Genomic DNA, 15733 nt, shown 5'->3' with positions numbered 1-15733 from the left:
GCCGTTGTATGTGTAGCTCAAGCCCGCACGCACTTCCGCAGCGCCGCCGGCGAACGCGTTGCCGCTCTGCGAGACCGCCACCTTGATTGCATTCAGCGTGCCGCCCGTCACCGTCACCGTATCGCCGATCGGGAACAGCTGGCTGTTGATGGTCAGGCTAGCCAACTGGATAAAGTTGGTCGGCTTGACGCTATCTGCCACAGTATTGATGGCGCCCGAATCGACACTGCCACCGAGGTTGCCGGCAGCGGTCTGGATCGCACCCGCGTTGCCGGTTGCCACGGCACCGCCGAGCGCGCCCAGCTTGGTCGTCAGCGTCGAGTCGCCCAGCGCGGCCGGCGTCACCGCCGCGACCAGCGCATTGCTCGCCGCCGACTTGGCACTGTCCACCACCGCATTGACCGAACCGCTTTGCTGCAAGGCAGCCAGCGTGGCGGCCGGGTCGGCGCCCAGCACAATGGTGCCCAGGGCCGCGTTCACGTTGGCGACCTGGCTGGCCACGACCGGGCCGGCCAGCGCGGCCACGTTTGCCGCCACCGTGGCGATACTGGACTGCACGCTGGCCGGAAAGCCTGCCTTGGCATTCTGCACGGCCGATGTGATGACCGTGGATACCAGTGCGCCGCTGGTCAGGTCGGCGGTACCGGAACCTGCATTCACCGCGCTGGCCACTGCGCTGGCGGCTGCCGCCGCTGCAGCTTCCGCCGTCAACGTGCCGCCCGTGGTCTTGGACAGGCCAGCAAGCGTCTTGGCGACCTGGTCCACCAGTTGCTGGACCACCACCGAGGCCTTCAGCACGGCGGCGTCATTCATCGGGTCCAGGGTGGAGAGGTCCTTGCCTTGCAGGCCAAGCTTGGTCGCGAGTGCCGCTGCCTGGGCGGAGCCCAGTTGCGCGACCAGGGTCGTCAGCGGCGTGACCACGGGCGTCACACCCGCCTTGTAGGCCACGGCCGGCGCCTGCAGCACGCCGGTGAAAGGCTGATTGGTGCCGATGTCGGTACCGCCCGTCACCTTGAGAGCGCTGGTTGTGCAGCCATCCGGGAACGTGAAATCCCCGTTCGCCTTGGTTGTCGCCGTCTTGTTGCTGCAATCGAGAAAAGTCACCGTGGCCTGCGCCAGGTAGAAGTCGACCGCCTTGCCTTGCACAGCGGCCGGCGTGGGTGTGGGCGTGGGCGTGGGCGCCGGTGAATCCGAGCCCCCGCCGCAGGCCACCAGCGTCGCTACCGCGGAAGCCGTAAGGCCGAGGGTAAAGATATTCCTGATATTGGTTTGCACTCTTCTCGCTCCTGAAATCACTACGTCATTACTTCGATACGTCGTCTATGGATCCCGAACCACACCAGGGCAGCGCACCGCCTGTGGTGCCCTTCGCCGCCCCGGCTATTCGCCTCTCATGGATACCCTTGCTGGCTCTTGCAACTGCAATCGGCATGACCACTTCGCCAGTGCCTTTGCCAGCCCRACTAGATAAACAATCGCCACTACCGTGTCACCCCTACTTGGCGGGGGAAAGCGCGGCCTTGCGTGTGGGAACGCAAGGCCGGCAACCCCGCACGGCCGTTGACAACGCTGCCGCGCATGTCCCGGTGTTGTTTCGCCGAGTACAGCGAACGCGCCGGATAAGCCCGGAATGCCCGATGCGGCTGATGCCGCTAATGGAGAATGGGGAAGTCCTCCCGCACAAGCCAGCGTGCGATATACCGGCCCATTGCCTCCAGCAGGACATCGGAAGTCAGTCCTGTCGCGCCCGCCAGTGCGGGACACACGATCCAGGTGGTACCGTCGTGATCCAGCACACGCAGCGTCTTCGCCAGGTCGGCGGGTTGCAGGACATAACTGCCAGTCCGCGCGCTCTCCAGGCCGAACGCGTGCACGAAATCGCCGAAATGCCGCTCACCCAGGCATACCACCACCTTGGGCTTCCATTGCCGGCGAATGCCTTCGATAAAGCGGAAACGATTGCCATTGCGGCAAAGATCGACATAGCGCTGCTTGGGCACCAGCGCCGGTTGCCCGCGAAACGCCCTTGACCACGGCGTCTGGCCAATCAGGTGCGCCGGCAGCGGGAAAAGGCTGAGCTTGAATTCGGCGCCGTTCGGTGCATAGAGATGTTGATCGAAGTAATGCTTCCAGTCGCACTCATCCTGGGAACAGGAGAATGTCTGCGCCCGCGCCGCCGCCATGATCCTTGCGATCTTCTGATGGGACTGCCAGCGCTCCATGCTGTCCCTGTGCCGGTCGCGATATGCGTGATCCCAGGCGCCCGGCTGCGTACGCGGCTCCAGTGGCGCCACCAGCGACTCTACCCAGGGATGCGGCGTACTGTCGCAAAACCAGACGGCCCCTGCGGGATTTCCCCCTTCCATTCCAACGTAAGACGCGAAATACGCGTCCAGCTGCTCACGTGAGAATACTGCCTTTTGTTCTATTTCCATGCCCCTACCGCTTGGTGGAATTAAAGATGCCCACGCACCGAGGCAAACTTACCTGTACGACATGACGGGCGTGAGACGCCTCGGATGCATCGGCAACTCTCTAATAGAACGATGGAGACAACCCACTCCACTGAAGGGGGAACGCAATGACCGCTGGCGCTCTCGCGCACCTTCCCCCTTCGTATCGGATGCCGGCCGGCACAATGCCAACGCCAGGCTTCGACGGATTTGACCTGCCCACAACCAGTCTGAATCAGTGCATTGCTTTTGGATATGGCTTTCAGGAACATATATTGTGAAACCCGCGATGTTCCCGATGCCGTCCCAAAGAGCCTGATCTCGTTTGCGCGAAACACTTACTAGGCGGAGCGAGATTTTGCGCGAGATTTGACCGGTCCGCGCCCCCCTTTGGAGGGATTCTCGGTAGTCTTCTTTCCCTTCTTACGAAGGGTACCCATCGCGCGAGACGAAGCGCCATTCGACGCCCCGCCGTCTTCACGGCGGCTTTCCGTACCCGTGGCATGGAATGTGTATCGCCGATGACAAATGCGGTCCGCAAGCAAATTCATGCGAGACCGCACGCCACCGCGCCCTTGTGGAATACAAATCGCGCACCAGATTAGCGAAAAATCGTTTAAAGCCGGCAATCAGAATTGCGATGTCTTTTCCAAAAGGATCAGTGCGCGCCGGCAATCCGTAGTTCGCTTGCGCGTGGTCGTCGCAACGCAAGGCCACTCCCACCCCTCTGTTTCCCTTCTCCCGCAGGGTACCGGTAGCTACCGCTGCGCCGCACTATTCGCACCAATCGCAAGATGAAGGAAGCCTGCCGGGAAGCCAGCCAGCATCGGCTCGTCTCACGTGGCATTCCCTTTTTTTCTCGTCCTGCTGCAGGCCAGGCAGTCATCATTTACCGCACCTGGATCACCGGTGCCGGATTTGCAATGTGGATATGCAAATGACATCCGCGCTTACTCAATGGCTACTCGCTCTACCGCGCCGTGGCAAAGTCGTTCTCATGGTGACGGCAGATATCATGATGCTGCCGCTGTGCTTCTCGCTTGCGCTGCTCCTGCGCAAGGGAGATGCCGACCTGCTCAATCAATACGGCGCGTTCCCACCGCTGGCGATCGCGCTGTTCACCATCCCCGTGTTCTACCTGAGCGGGCTCTACCGCACCGTGCTGCGATTCATCGATCTCAAGGTCTTGTGGATGTCCGGCATCAGCCTGGCCGCGCTGATCGGACTGACTTATCTCTTGTCCCTGCTGATTCAGGACGACTACCTGCCGCGCACCGGTTTGCTGATCTACTGGTTTATCGCGTTTGCCTATGTCGTCATCTCACGCTTCCTGGCACGCGCGCTGCTGCGCACCTCGCATTACCGCAAGAACCGCAGCAAGGTGGCGCGCCTTGCGATCTTCGGCGCCGGCGAGGCTGGCTTCCAGCTTGCCCTTGCGATGCGTGCCAGCCCCGATCACCAGGTGCTTTGCTTCTTCGATCACGACATYACGCTGAACAACAAGATCGTGGCCGGCCTGCCCGTCTATGACGCCAAGCGGCTGACCGAACAGCTGGGCCGGCTGAATATCGACGAAGTCGTGCTGGCCATTCCGTCGGCTTCGCCCGAGCGCCGCCGTGAAGTGGTGGAAAGCCTGCGCACCCAGGCAGTGGAAGTGCGCACCCTGCCCACGCTGCTGGAACTGGTGGATGGCAAGATCACCACGCAATCCATCCGCGAAATCCGTATCGAGGATCTGCTTGGCCGCGAGCCGGTGCCCCCCAACAAAAGCCTGTTTGCCAAGTGCACGCGCAGCAAGGTTGTGATGGTGACAGGAGCCGGCGGCTCGATCGGCAGCGAACTGTGCAGGCAGATCGCCACGCAGGAACCGCGCAAGCTGGTCCTGTTCGAACACTCCGAGTACGCGCTGTACACGATCGAACAGGAATTGCGGCAGCTCTTTCCGGGGCTGGACATATCGGCGCGCATCGGCTCGGTGTGCGATCCCGAGGCCGTCACGGCCGCGATACGCCAGAGCCGTGTCGATACCATCTACCACGCCGCCGCGTATAAGCATGTGCCGCTGGTCGAGTCGAACATGCCGGAAGGCATCCGCAACAATGTGCTGGGTTCGCTGACCGTCGCCGATATCGCCCACATGTACGGCGTGGAGACTTGCGTCCTGGTCTCGACCGACAAGGCGGTACGCCCGACCAACGTCATGGGCGCGAGCAAGCGCATGGCCGAACTGGTCTTCCAGGCCGCCGCCGCGCGTCCGCGCACCCGCACCACCTTCTCGATGGTGCGCTTTGGCAACGTGCTGGGTTCATCCGGCTCGGTCGTGCCATTGTTCCGCCGGCAAATCGAATCCGGCGGGCCGATCACGATCACCCACGCCGACGTGGTCCGCTACTTCATGCTGATCCCCGAGGCGGCGCAACTGGTGATCCAGGCAGGCGCAATGGCCAAGGGCGGCGAGGTGTTCGTGCTGGACATGGGAGACCCTGTACGCATCGTGGACCTGGCACGTACCATGATCGATATGTCCGGACTGCAGGAAAAGACCAGGGACAATCCCGGCGGCGATATCGAGATCAAGGTGGTAGGCCTGCGCCCGGGCGAGAAACTCTATGAAGAACTGCTGATTGGCGAGGGCGTCATCCCCAGTTCGCACGAACGCATCATGTGTGCAAAAGAGCACTCCACCGAAGAGGAGACGCTGCACGATCTGCTGGCCGCCCTGTTCGCCGCCTGCGACACGCGCGATCCGCTCAAGATCCAGAGCCTGGTACAAGCGATCGTGCCGGAGTACGCGCCCTACAGCTCCCTGGATGGCAAGAGAAGCAAGGCGCCGCGTCCGCGCGTACTGCTGCCCTTCCCCTTCGGTGCCCGCGTGCGCGGGCCGGAGGAGGTGCTGGCGGATTTCGCGGAACTGAACGCCAAGCAAGCCAAGGCAGGCTGACCTCGCGCAAGCGGGTCTGTACGGAGTCCAGCGGTTTCCTGTACATTGGATCGCGCCGCAGCCTGATTACCAGGCTGCAATTCCAATGCCATGACTGCGTACAGACTCGCCCAGCCGCAACCGCCGCCGGAGCCCGCCTCCGGCATACCGCACACCCGCTTTGAAGTCGGCACCGCAACCGGGACCCGGTCATCCGCCGGCCAGATCCTGGCCTGGCGCGATCGCGTAGGCCATGTCATCGACCTGAACCTGACGAAAGAACAAGTCGCCCGCCCCTTCGCGGCGGCGATCGACAGGTACCTGGTCGAGGACATGGTCTTCACCGACTGCCGCTGCGACGGCGTCAACCTGCACCGCACGGTGGCGCGGATCTCCACCGACGCCATGCGGCACTATGTGTTCCAGGTGTTTATCGGCGGCAATGCGGGCCTGGTCGAAGGCCGGCGGCGCAATCCCACGCCGCGCCACGGCGGCATCCTGCTGACGGATCTGGGCCAGCCCGCGCGCCTGGTGCGCGACCCCTCGCACGCCCTCTCGTTCTTTATGCCGCGCCCGCTGATGGACGCCGTCTTTCCCGATGCCGAGTCGGCGCACGGCCGCATTGTGGAGGCCAACACGCCAATGACGATGCTCGCGGTCGAGCACGTGACCGTGCTGGCCCGCGAACTCCCGCGCATGACACCAGAGCAGGCCACACCGGCCTTGCGCGAAGCCATCCATCTGCTCGTGGCCGCCTTCCGCAAAGCCGCGCGGCTGGAAGGCGACGCGCGTTCCGCCACCCGCAACGCCATGCTCGCGCGAGCCCGCCGCCTGATTGACCACGGCGCCCACCAGCCGGATATATCGCCCACCGGCTTGCTGGCGGCGATGAACATTTCCCGGCCTTCGCTGTATCGGCTGTTCGAGCACGAAGGCGGCGTACACGCGTACATCCGCAAGCGCAAGCTGCGCGCGGCGGCGTCGGAACTGGTGCGGTTTCCCAATCTGCCGGTGATCGAGATTGCTTACGGGCTGGGCTTCTCCAGCGCATCGGATTTCACGCGCGCGTTTCGGCGCGCCTACGGCATGTCGCCGAGCGACCTGCGTATCGAGGCCGCCAGCCCGCGCCGCGAAGAGCTGATGCGCGCCGCCCTCAGGGTACAGGGCCAGGACTATGAGCGCTGGCTACGCCGACATCTGACAAGCCATGAGCGGAGCGCCAACGACGGCGTGTACCGCGGACCATGACGCGGGCGCTGGCTTCATGTCGCCGCGCGCGTCCGGCGCGTGCGTATCGACACGCTCCGCAAAATCCTCGTGCGACAGCCAGTGGCTGATGAAGCACCCCAGGGCGTTGAGCAAAACGTCGGAGCTTAGGCCGGCGCTACCGGCAACGGCCGGGCAGACGATAAGCGTGGTGCCCTGCCGCATATAGACCTGCAGAGTCCTGGCCTGGTCAGCCGGCTTGAGCAAGTGCTCGACTGCCGGAATCCCCTGCATGCCGAAGGCCTTCAGAAAATCGTCGGCATGGCGCTCGCCCAGGCACACCACCACCTTGGGACGCATCCGGCGGCACAAGCCACCGATAAACCGGAACCGCCCTCCGTCCCGGCACAGATCGAAATAGCGCTGCTTGGGATTCAGCTCCGGCTGGCCCTGATAAAGCTTGGACCAGGGGAGCCTGCCTTCCGGCCGGATTGCAAGGGGAAAGAGGTTCAGCTTGAACTCCCAGCCGCATGGCCGGTAGAGCATCTCCTCCAGGTACTGCCGCCAGTCGCCTCCTCCGGAGCGCCCGTAGAGTATCTTCTCGCGTGCCGCCGCCATGATCCGGGCAATGCGCTGATGCGTCTGCCAGCGCGCCATATCCTGCCGGTGCCGGCGGCGAAATGCCTCGTCCCATGCATGAGGCTGCGGTAAAGGCCGCAGCGAATCGCTCAGTGGCGTCTCGACGCCACTGGGTGAAAACTCGCAAAACCATACGGCGGCCGCGGGGTTCCCGCCTTCCATGCCCGCATACGACGCGAAATAGGCGTCGAACTGCTCGCGGGTAAATGCACTTTGATGAATTTCCATAGGTCCGGCAGGGGCTGGCGTTTGTGGCAATTGCTAAACGGCTTTGCTCCTTCGCCCGTTCCCCGCACGGGAGCCCGACACAACTCAACCAGAGGCAGAACCAGTCACGGCCTTCGGCGGATGCGGCACCAGGCGCTCGAAGCAAAATCCGCAGGCAGGATAATGCCGCCCGCCGGAGATACTTGACCGTGCGTCTCACTTTTTGGCGGCCTGAACATGTAATCCTGGGTATCCGCCCGGATACATTGAAGACAAAATCCGGCATAGGCACCCGCACGAACAGCGGCATGGCGCGGCCCGAGTTCCTTCGCACCGAAGTGGAGCAAGCCAGGTCAAGATGCGCCATTCGGATCTGGCGATGCTCCGTGGATGTGTAACAGAATGCGGCGTACGGCCTCGAGGCGCTCCGAGAACCCCGCGAGGCCGATTTGCATCCGTTATTCACCCAAATGGGTGGTAGCTGTCAAACAGAAGTGGATTGATCCGGCACGTCCACAAGCGCCAGTTCACTCAGTGCCGAAATCTGCAATGCAAGATCCGCCGCCAGGGAAAGCAGGCTCTCCTGAATGTTCGCATCCATGCTGACGAATCGCTCAAGGCAGTTGCCATGTGTCATGAGCAACAAGGCGTGAAGGTGCGCGGCTTTAGCGGCGGCGAGTTCGGCGGGAGATTCGAGTTTGGCGCAGGTTGTAAGAGAGGTGTTACGCCCCGACCGGCACGCGGTGACACCATATCGTGTGACTTCATGCATGGCCGCGACCTTGTGCTTGCTGTTGAACCTTCCTCGCGAACCACGAATGCACGACAGCAACGCGCAGCAGATCGCCACGGCTACATTCGGGCGTGCGGTGAGGCAAGGTAACGGGCGGACTTGTACGAATGGAAATGCGGAAAATGCACGAACGAGCACTACAGGCGAGATTCGCCATGAGAGACCTCCTGTACAACGGTTATCGAACCGCTCCCCGACGCCAATCGGGGGGGGCGGAACCGTGCGGGTTGGCGTACCAGGTACAGGATCTGGCGGGCCTTTCGGCCCCCCACACGGCCCGCCCATAGGAGGCAATGCCGTGCTCAACGGACGTGAAAAAAGCCGCAACTTGGCGGCTTGTCCGCCTGTACTTCGGGACGCCAATCCCGGTCATCGCTGTTTCGATGGCGATCGGAGTATAGCGCGAATGGCCGCACCGTTGCGCAAAACCGGGATTGCGGGCACGTCGATGCGAAGGGACACCGCCCGCGCGGGGCAACGATGACGCGCCCGGGGTTTAAGAAAGTCTACGCAGCCGTACAGATACCCGCCGCGTACCGTTGACTGGATCCGTATAGATCTGCCGCGTATATTGTTCGGTGGCACCGAGCCACACCGCCGCGCGCTGCCAGAGCGCCGCCTTGGTYGGGTTGACCGTGCCATGCATATCAACCAGCAGCACCACGGCAACCGGCAACGCGACGAGTAAGGACAGATGCGCCGGGCGCAAGTTCGGCTGCCAGCGCAGATACGTGCAAACAACCATCGCGCCGACTGCCATGCCAGCCAGCGTTTCAGACAGCGTGTGATAGTTGCCGGCCAGCAGCGTCACCGCCATGAACATCGATGCCGCCAACCCCAGCAGGAATCCCCATCGCGCGGCTTGAGGCCCGGCGGCGGAAAAGAGCATCATGAACAGCAGCGGATAGATTGCCGTGGTCTGCATCGCATGGCCGCTGATACTGTAGAAGCCGATCGACGGCAAACACCAGCCGCCTAGATCGAACGCCAGCTTGCCGGCAACAATCACCGCGATGCCGGCACCCAAACAGGCCAGCCAACGGATGGCGCGTGCCCGATCCCCGCCAAGCAGCAAGGCAACGGCGATAGACACGGCAAGCGGCAAAGTCCACGTGCTATCGCCGAGCGGAATGACATGTGCCCACAGCGTCATGACCGGGCGCCCGCATCAACACGTGCCCGCCGGTCCGGACAAGCCGCGCGCGTCCTTCCCGCCTTCGTGTGCCCCCTGTCAACCACGCGTAGCCCGCTCCACCACCGCGCGAGCCGCCTGTGCGGTCCGCGCAATCTCTGCCTCGGTCAAGGTCGGATGCACCAGGAACAGCAGGCTGGTCTCGCCCAGTTCCTTCGCCACTGGCAAACGCTCGGCCGGACGCCATCCCGTACCATCGAACGCCTTTTCCAGATAAACCTCGGAGCAGGAACCCGAATAGCACGGCACCCCCGCTGCGTTGATCTCCGCCATGATCCGGTCCCGATCCCAGCCTTCGGCCAATGACTTGGGTTGCACGAACGCATAGAACTTGTACCAGGCATGCTCCACGCCTGCCGGCGGCAGGGGTACCCTCAGCGCCTTGCACGGCTTCAGTGCCTCGGCCAGCGTCATGGCGTTCGCCGTACGCCGTGCGGTCCAGTCCGCCATGCGCCTCACCTGGATACGGCCGATTGCCGCCTGGATCTCCAGCATGCGCCAGTTGGTGCCRAAGSWCTCATGCAACCAGCGGAAGCCCGGCGGATGCTSSCGCTCGTAGACSGCCTCGTAGCTCTTGCCATGGTCCTTGTAAGCCCACATGCGCGCCCACAGATCACGGTCGTTCGTCGTCACCATGCCGCCTTCGCCGCCRGTSGTCATGATCTTGTCCTGGCAGAAAGACCAGGCGCCSACATGACCGATTGAGCCTACAGCCCGCCCTTTGTAGAACGCACCATGCGCCTGGGCACAATCTTCGATCACCGCAAGACCATGCTCCTTGGCCAGCGCCATGATGGGATCCATATCGCAGGGCCAGCCCGCGAGATGCACGCAGAGGATGGCCTTGGTACGTGGGCTCAGCACCGCCCGCACAGTCTCGGCGGTAATGTTCTGGTCATCGCGATCCACGTCGGCGAAGACTGGCGTGGCACCAGCCAGTACGATACTGGATACGGAAGCCAGGAAGGTACGGGAGGTGACTATCACCTCGTCGCCAGCGCCAATGTCCAGCGCCTTCAGGGCCACGTCCAGAGCCAGGGTACCGTTGGCCAGTGCGACGGCGTGTTCCACGCCTACCCAGGCGGCGAATTCGCGTTCGAATTCACGGCCTTCGGTGCCGGTCCAGTAATTGACTTTGTTGGACGCCAGCACGGCTTGCACGCTCGCCATCTCCTCGGGCGAAAAACTCGGCCAAGGTGAAAATCCGGTATTCAGCATTTCGCTTCCCTCTCACTTGACCATCGGGCGCGCGGGATTACCCACTACCGTCGTGCCAGCGGGCACATCACGCGTTACCACGGCGCCCATGCCAACCACCGCGCCACGGCCAATAACCAGCGGCTTGCCTGGCTTGCCCTGCTTGAGTACCGCGCCGGTTCCGATATAGGCGTGGTCTTCAATCAACACGTTGCCATTGCACTTGACTCCCGGAGCGAAGGTCACGTAATCCCCGATGACGCAATCGTGGGCAACGTAGGCATAGAGATTGGCGTGAAATTGCTTGCCAATCCGGATGTTGCTCGTCAGGGTCACGAACGGACAAATCACCGCGCCGGCGCCGATGCTGACGTCATCCAGCATCACCGCGTTGGATGCAAGTATGTCGATGCAACCAACGCCATCCTGCTCCGCACGCAATGCCAGCCGTTCTCGTACCTGGCTGTCAGCGATCGCGAAGCCAAGCTGTTTTTTGGCCGCGGGTACCTCCAGGAACTGCGCATACGACAGCACCCGATGGCCATTGCTTAGCGGCGCATTCTCTCCGTCGTCCACGAACACCAGCTCAAACGGTCCGGTTCCGGCAGCCGTCAATTGCCCGCGCGCCAGGGGCATGACTTCGCGCCCGAATCCGCTTGCGCCATAGATTCCAATCAACCTCATCGCTTACTCCTTTTGTTCATTGGCCGGGACACCGGTGAACCGCGTCATGGTGGCTTCGCCGGTTGCGCTGATCCCGTCGCGCACCAGCACCTTCTTTACCGTCAAGGCCAGGATTTTCAGATCCAGCCAAAACGTACGATGGTCTACATACCAGGTATCCAAAACGAATTTCTGCTCCCAGGACAGCGCATTCCGGCCGTTGATCTGCGCCCAGCCCGTAATACCGGGACGAACCTCGTGGCGGCGCGCTTGCTCTGGCGTGTACAGAGGCAAGTAGTCCATGAGTAGCGGGCGCGGACCTACCAGACTCATATCACCCTTGAGTACGTTCCACAGTTCGGGGAGCTCGTCCAGACTAGTGGCGCGAAGGAAACGGCCAAAAGGCGTCAAACGCTCCGCATCCGAGAGCAACTGCCCGCGATCGACAGCGTCTCCGGGTTCTCGGATTCGGTAGCCATTCCCGCCCCCGATCGCGCGACCAGATCGCCCGCATCTCCATCCACCGCCATCAGGAGCGGTTTCCCCGCAGTCATGTACGCCTGCGTCTTCGAGGGGATGGTTATCCGGAACAGCGGATCCTTGCGAAGATGTACAAGGAGGGCGTCCGCTGCGTTCAGCACGGTTCCCACCTCGGCCATCGGCACCGGCGGCAAGAAAACGACATTCCCCAACTGCAACTCGGCAGCCCGTGCCTTCAGCCGGTCAACCTCAACCCCGCCACCAAGCATGACGAAACACACGCGCGAGTCCCTTGCCTGCAGCAGCGCTGCGGCATCCAGCACCGAGTCAAGCGCCTGAGCCTTACCCATGTTGCCGGCAAAGAGGATTCGGAACCTCTCCCCTCCGGGAAATTCATTCGGCAGTCTGCCGCTTGGTGCAGCCAATGCGGCCTCGTCGGCCCAGTTGTAGATCACGTCGATCTTTGCGGCAGGCACGCTGCGCTGCACGAGAAGTTCCTTGAAGCCAGGCGACAACACGACGATGTGATCCACTCGCCGATACACCCAATCGCAAACGCGAGACACAAGGTTCAGCACCCTCGGATTCCTGACCATGCCGGTAGCCCGCAGCGTATCCGGCCACATATCCTGAACGTCATACACCACCGGAATGCGACGAAACAACCGGATCAGACTGGCCGAGATCCCCACCGTCAACGGCGGGTGATAGGCATAAATAACGTCCGCCCTCTTGGCCATGAATAAGCCGTATATAAGAGACGACGCAGCAAAACTCACGTAGTTCAACACCCGCTTGATTGCGGACTGATCGTGGTTGGGATACAGGGGGACGCGCGTCACCTGCACGCCGTCGATCACTTCACGCTGCAGTAGCCTGATTCGATAGCCTGGGTACACCTTTCCGCTGGGGTAGTTCGGAAAACCCGTCAGTACCTCCACTTCAAAGCCCTGACGCACCAGCTCACGCGCAAATACCATGCCCTTGAAAGTCGGCTCAGGGTCGAACCACTGCGTCAGCAACAGAATCCGAGTGACCATGCGTCAGTACTTCTTCCACACTACGCGGTTCACGTAGTCGGTATAGCTGTGCAGGATGCGAAGTACTTTGTCCGAAACATTCGGCATGCTGTAGTCCGCCACCTGACGCAGAAGCCGGCCTTCGCCACGAGGCTGGTCCGCCAGGATCGCAATGCCTTGCATGACACGCTCAACCTCGAGGCCGACCATCATCACGGCCGCCTCCTCCATGCCCTCCGGCCGCTCATGCGCCTCGCGCAGATTCAGTGCCGGGAAGTTCAGGATGGAAGACTCCTCGTTGATAGTCCCGCTATCGGACAGTACCGCCTTGGCGGCAACCTGCAACCTGTTGTAATCCGTAAAGCCGAGCGGTTTCAGCAATTGCACATTGGAATGAAACTTCGCACCAATGGCATCCACACGCTTCTGCGTGCGGGGGTGAGTCGACACAATAACCGGCAGACCATAGTCCTCCGCCACGGTGTTCAAGACATTGACCAATTTCCCGAAATTCGAATCGGACTCAATGTTCTCTTCGCGATGCGCGCTCACGACAAAAAAGCGTCCATCCGCCAACTCCAGCCGGTTCAGCACATCGGAGCGCTCGATGCCCGGCCAGTAGTGCGTCAATACCTCGGACATCGGGCTGCCCGTCTTGATTACCATATCCGGCGGCAAGCCTTCACGCAGCAGATACTCGCGGGCAATGGAACTGTACGTAAGATTGATGTCCGCCGTATGATCGACGATCCGGCGATTGATTTCCTCCGGCACGCGCTGATCGAAGCATCGATTCCCCGCCTCCATGTGGAACACCGGGACCTTGCGTCGCTTCGCCGGCAAAACAGCCATGCAACTATTGGTGTCGCCGAGAACCAGCACCGCATCCGGCTTCTCTGCCGCCAGCACGGCATCGACGGCAATGATGATGTTTCCGATAGTCTCTGCCGCGGAACCTCCTGCGGCATCAAGAAAATGGTCCGGCTTGCGAATACCCAGATCATCAAAAAAGATCTGGTTCAGTTCGTAGTCGTAGTTTTGACCGGTATGCACCAACACATGGTCGCAGTACTCATCCAGTCGCGCCAGAACGCGCGAGAGGCGAATGATTTCCGGCCGTGTCCCGACCACAGTCATGACTTTTAGCTTATGCATAGGGCTTGTGCTTACAACGGACACGCAAAGGTGTCGGGCCGGGCGCGATCGAACACCTCGTTCGCCCAGAGCATGACGATCATCTCGTCGGAACCGATATTGGTGATATCGTGCGTCCAGCCCGGCACGGTCTCCACAATCTCAGGGTTCTCGCCGGATGTGACCAGTTCATGTGCCTGGCCGGTCTGCATATGGCGAAACTTGAACCGCGCCTGGCCCTTGATCACCAGGAATTTCTCGGTCTTGCTGTGGTGATAGTGACCGCCCCGCGTGATCCCGGGATGCGCCGTGAAGAAGGAAAACTGGCCGGCGTCCGGCGTCTTCAGCATTTCCACGAACACGCCGCGCGGATCGCCATATTGCGGGACCGGGTACGCGAATGAATCCACCGGCAGATAGCTGACGTAGGTAGCGTATAGCGCCCGCACCAGTCCAGTTCCTACGCGCTCGGTCAGCAGCGTTGCACGGCTATCCTTGAAGGCCTGGATCTGAGCTGCCAGTTCACCCACCGTGGTGGTGTACTGTGGAGCCAGTGTCGCAAAGCCATCTCCATCCACAACGGGGTCCGAGCCATCCATCAACTGCACAAAACGCTCAATCACGTCGTCTACGTATACCAGGGTCACGGTCGCGGCAGGATCGTTGACCTGGATCGGAAGATCACGCGCGATGTTGTGGCAGAAGGTCGCTACAGCTGAGTTGTAGTTTGGTTTGCACCATTTACCGAAGACATTGGGTAGCCGAAAGACATACACCGCGACTTGGTGACTGCTGGCGAGCTGCCACAACGCCTCTTCGGCCACAAGCTTGCTCTGGCCGTAGGGGTTGTCGCGGCCCGCCTGAATGGAAGAGGTATAGATAGTGGGAATCTTCTTCCCAGATGCCTCGGCGACTGCACCCACGCAGCGGCAAATCTCTTGCGTCAGGTCCGCATTTCCCCTTATAAACTCGCGCGGGTCTTCCGGCCGGTTGACACCAGCAAGATGAAACACGAAGTCCGTCTCTGCAACCAAGCCGGGTAAGTCAGTCAAGTCGTCGGCGCGCGTAAAAGCTGTGACATGCACGTCATTACGCTCGCCAAGGTGCAGCCGCAAGTTCTTTCCCACAAAGCCATCGGCTCCGGTAATCAGCACTTTCATAGCGTCAATCCTCCGCCACAGCGTGCTCTCCACGCGATATGCGCTGCATGAAGTCAAGTTTGAGCAACAATGCCTTCATCTCCTCGACATCCAGGCGGGTTGTATTGTGCGAGTTGTAGTCTTCGCCATGAGTACTCCTGGTAATGCGCCGCTCACCTTCCTCTACGAACTTGGCGTAGTTCAAATCACGTCCATCAGGGGGGACCCGAAAGTACTCTCCCCTATCTTCCGCACAGGCCATCTCCTCGCGACTTAGCAGCGCCTCATACAGCTTCTCGCCATGACGCGTACCGATCTCCCGTACCTCATGATCGGGCTTTCTCATCAAGCCGAGTATGGCCTGAGCGAGCACTTGTACAGTAGCCGCCGGTGCCTTCTGCACGAAGATATCGCCATTGCTTCCGTGCTCGAACGCGTACAGTACAAGTTCCACTGCATCGCCAAGCGTCATCATGAAGCGAGTCATGCCGGGATCGGTCACTGTGATGGGTTGACCCGCCAATACCTGTGCTACAAAAAGCGGAATTACCGACCCGCGCGACGCCATAACGTTGCCGTAGCGCGTACCACAGATTACGGTACCCGTTCCCTCCAGGTTTCGACTAGCGGCGACCATGACCTTCTCCATCATTGCCTTGCTAATACCCATCGCGTTGATGGGGTATACGGC

The 15733-nt window shown here is 61.4% G+C and carries 13 protein-coding genes and 1 pseudogene; 2 read left to right on the top strand and 12 right to left on the bottom strand.

What is annotated here, in order from left to right:
• Both AC1DKD_RS32330 and AC1DKD_RS32325 read right to left on the bottom strand, forming a co-directional pair.
• Positions 1 to 1275, bottom strand: a 1275-nt coding sequence (locus tag AC1DKD_RS32330; RefSeq protein WP_477144161.1) for a hypothetical protein, incomplete at its 3' end; no start/stop codon positions are given.
• 377 nt (positions 1276 to 1652) lie between these two features.
• The gene (locus AC1DKD_RS32325) at positions 1653 to 2294 is read right to left on the bottom strand and encodes an XpsR family transcriptional regulator (protein ID WP_441625726.1); all 642 of its coding nucleotides are present in this window, start codon (positions 2292 to 2294) and stop codon (positions 1653 to 1655) included.
• Between the two features lie 1096 nt (positions 2295 to 3390).
• Here AC1DKD_RS32325 and AC1DKD_RS32320 point away from each other — a divergent pair.
• Both AC1DKD_RS32320 and AC1DKD_RS32315 read left to right on the top strand, forming a co-directional pair.
• On the top strand, positions 3391 to 5394 hold the full coding sequence (locus AC1DKD_RS32320) for a polysaccharide biosynthesis protein (protein WP_441625728.1): 2004 nt from the start codon (positions 3391 to 3393) through the stop codon (positions 5392 to 5394).
• A 90-nt stretch (positions 5395 to 5484) separates the two neighbouring features.
• Positions 5485 to 6621, top strand: a complete 1137-nt coding sequence (locus AC1DKD_RS32315) for a helix-turn-helix domain-containing protein (RefSeq protein ID WP_441625730.1) — start codon at positions 5485 to 5487, stop codon at positions 6619 to 6621.
• Here AC1DKD_RS32315 and AC1DKD_RS32310 read toward each other — a convergent pair.
• The 10 genes and pseudogenes from AC1DKD_RS32310 to AC1DKD_RS32265 form a co-directional block, all read right to left on the bottom strand.
• On the bottom strand, positions 6559 to 7446 hold the full coding sequence (locus AC1DKD_RS32310) for a transcriptional regulator (RefSeq protein ID WP_441625732.1): 888 nt from the start codon (positions 7444 to 7446) through the stop codon (positions 6559 to 6561). The genes AC1DKD_RS32315 and AC1DKD_RS32310 overlap by 63 nt on opposite strands.
• Positions 7447 to 7909: 463 nt before the next feature.
• Positions 7910 to 8197, bottom strand: coding sequence for a hypothetical protein (locus tag AC1DKD_RS32305; RefSeq protein WP_477103402.1), 288 nt, complete (start codon positions 8195 to 8197; stop codon positions 7910 to 7912).
• Between the two features lie 517 nt (positions 8198 to 8714).
• A complete protein-coding gene (locus AC1DKD_RS32300) occupies positions 8715 to 9371 on the bottom strand; it encodes a phosphatase PAP2 family protein (RefSeq protein ID WP_441625736.1) in 657 nt (218 codons plus the stop codon).
• Between the two features lie 78 nt (positions 9372 to 9449).
• Positions 9450 to 10628 (bottom strand): DegT/DnrJ/EryC1/StrS family aminotransferase, encoded by a 1179-nt coding sequence (locus tag AC1DKD_RS32295; protein ID WP_477144160.1) that lies wholly within the window; start codon positions 10626 to 10628, stop codon positions 9450 to 9452.
• Positions 10629 to 10640: 12 nt separating this feature from the next.
• On the bottom strand, positions 10641 to 11291 hold the full coding sequence (locus tag AC1DKD_RS32290; RefSeq protein WP_441625740.1) for an acetyltransferase: 651 nt from the start codon (positions 11289 to 11291) through the stop codon (positions 10641 to 10643).
• 3 nt (positions 11292 to 11294) lie between these two features.
• A pseudogene (locus tag AC1DKD_RS32285) lies at positions 11295 to 11786 on the bottom strand (sugar transferase); the annotation flags it as partial.
• Positions 11678 to 12790 (bottom strand): glycosyltransferase family 4 protein, encoded by a 1113-nt coding sequence (locus AC1DKD_RS32280; protein ID WP_477144159.1) that lies wholly within the window; start codon positions 12788 to 12790, stop codon positions 11678 to 11680. The gene AC1DKD_RS32280 and the pseudogene AC1DKD_RS32285, both read right to left, overlap by 109 nt.
• Before the next feature lie 3 nt (positions 12791 to 12793).
• Positions 12794 to 13924, bottom strand: coding sequence for a non-hydrolyzing UDP-N-acetylglucosamine 2-epimerase (gene wecB / locus AC1DKD_RS32275; protein ID WP_477111139.1), 1131 nt, complete (start codon positions 13922 to 13924; stop codon positions 12794 to 12796).
• An 11-nt stretch (positions 13925 to 13935) separates the two neighbouring features.
• On the bottom strand, positions 13936 to 15063 hold the full coding sequence (gene wbjC / locus AC1DKD_RS32270; RefSeq protein WP_441625748.1) for a UDP-2-acetamido-2,6-beta-L-arabino-hexul-4-ose reductase: 1128 nt from the start codon (positions 15061 to 15063) through the stop codon (positions 13936 to 13938).
• 4 nt (positions 15064 to 15067) lie between these two features.
• A partial coding sequence (locus AC1DKD_RS32265) for a polysaccharide biosynthesis protein (RefSeq protein WP_477144158.1) occupies positions 15068 to 15733 on the bottom strand: 666 nt, incomplete at its 5' end.

The sequence above is a fragment of the Cupriavidus sp. 05T313 genome (assembly GCF_056396665.1).
Note: the sequence above shows the minus strand (reverse complement) of the source record. Positions and strands in the feature narration are given on the sequence as shown.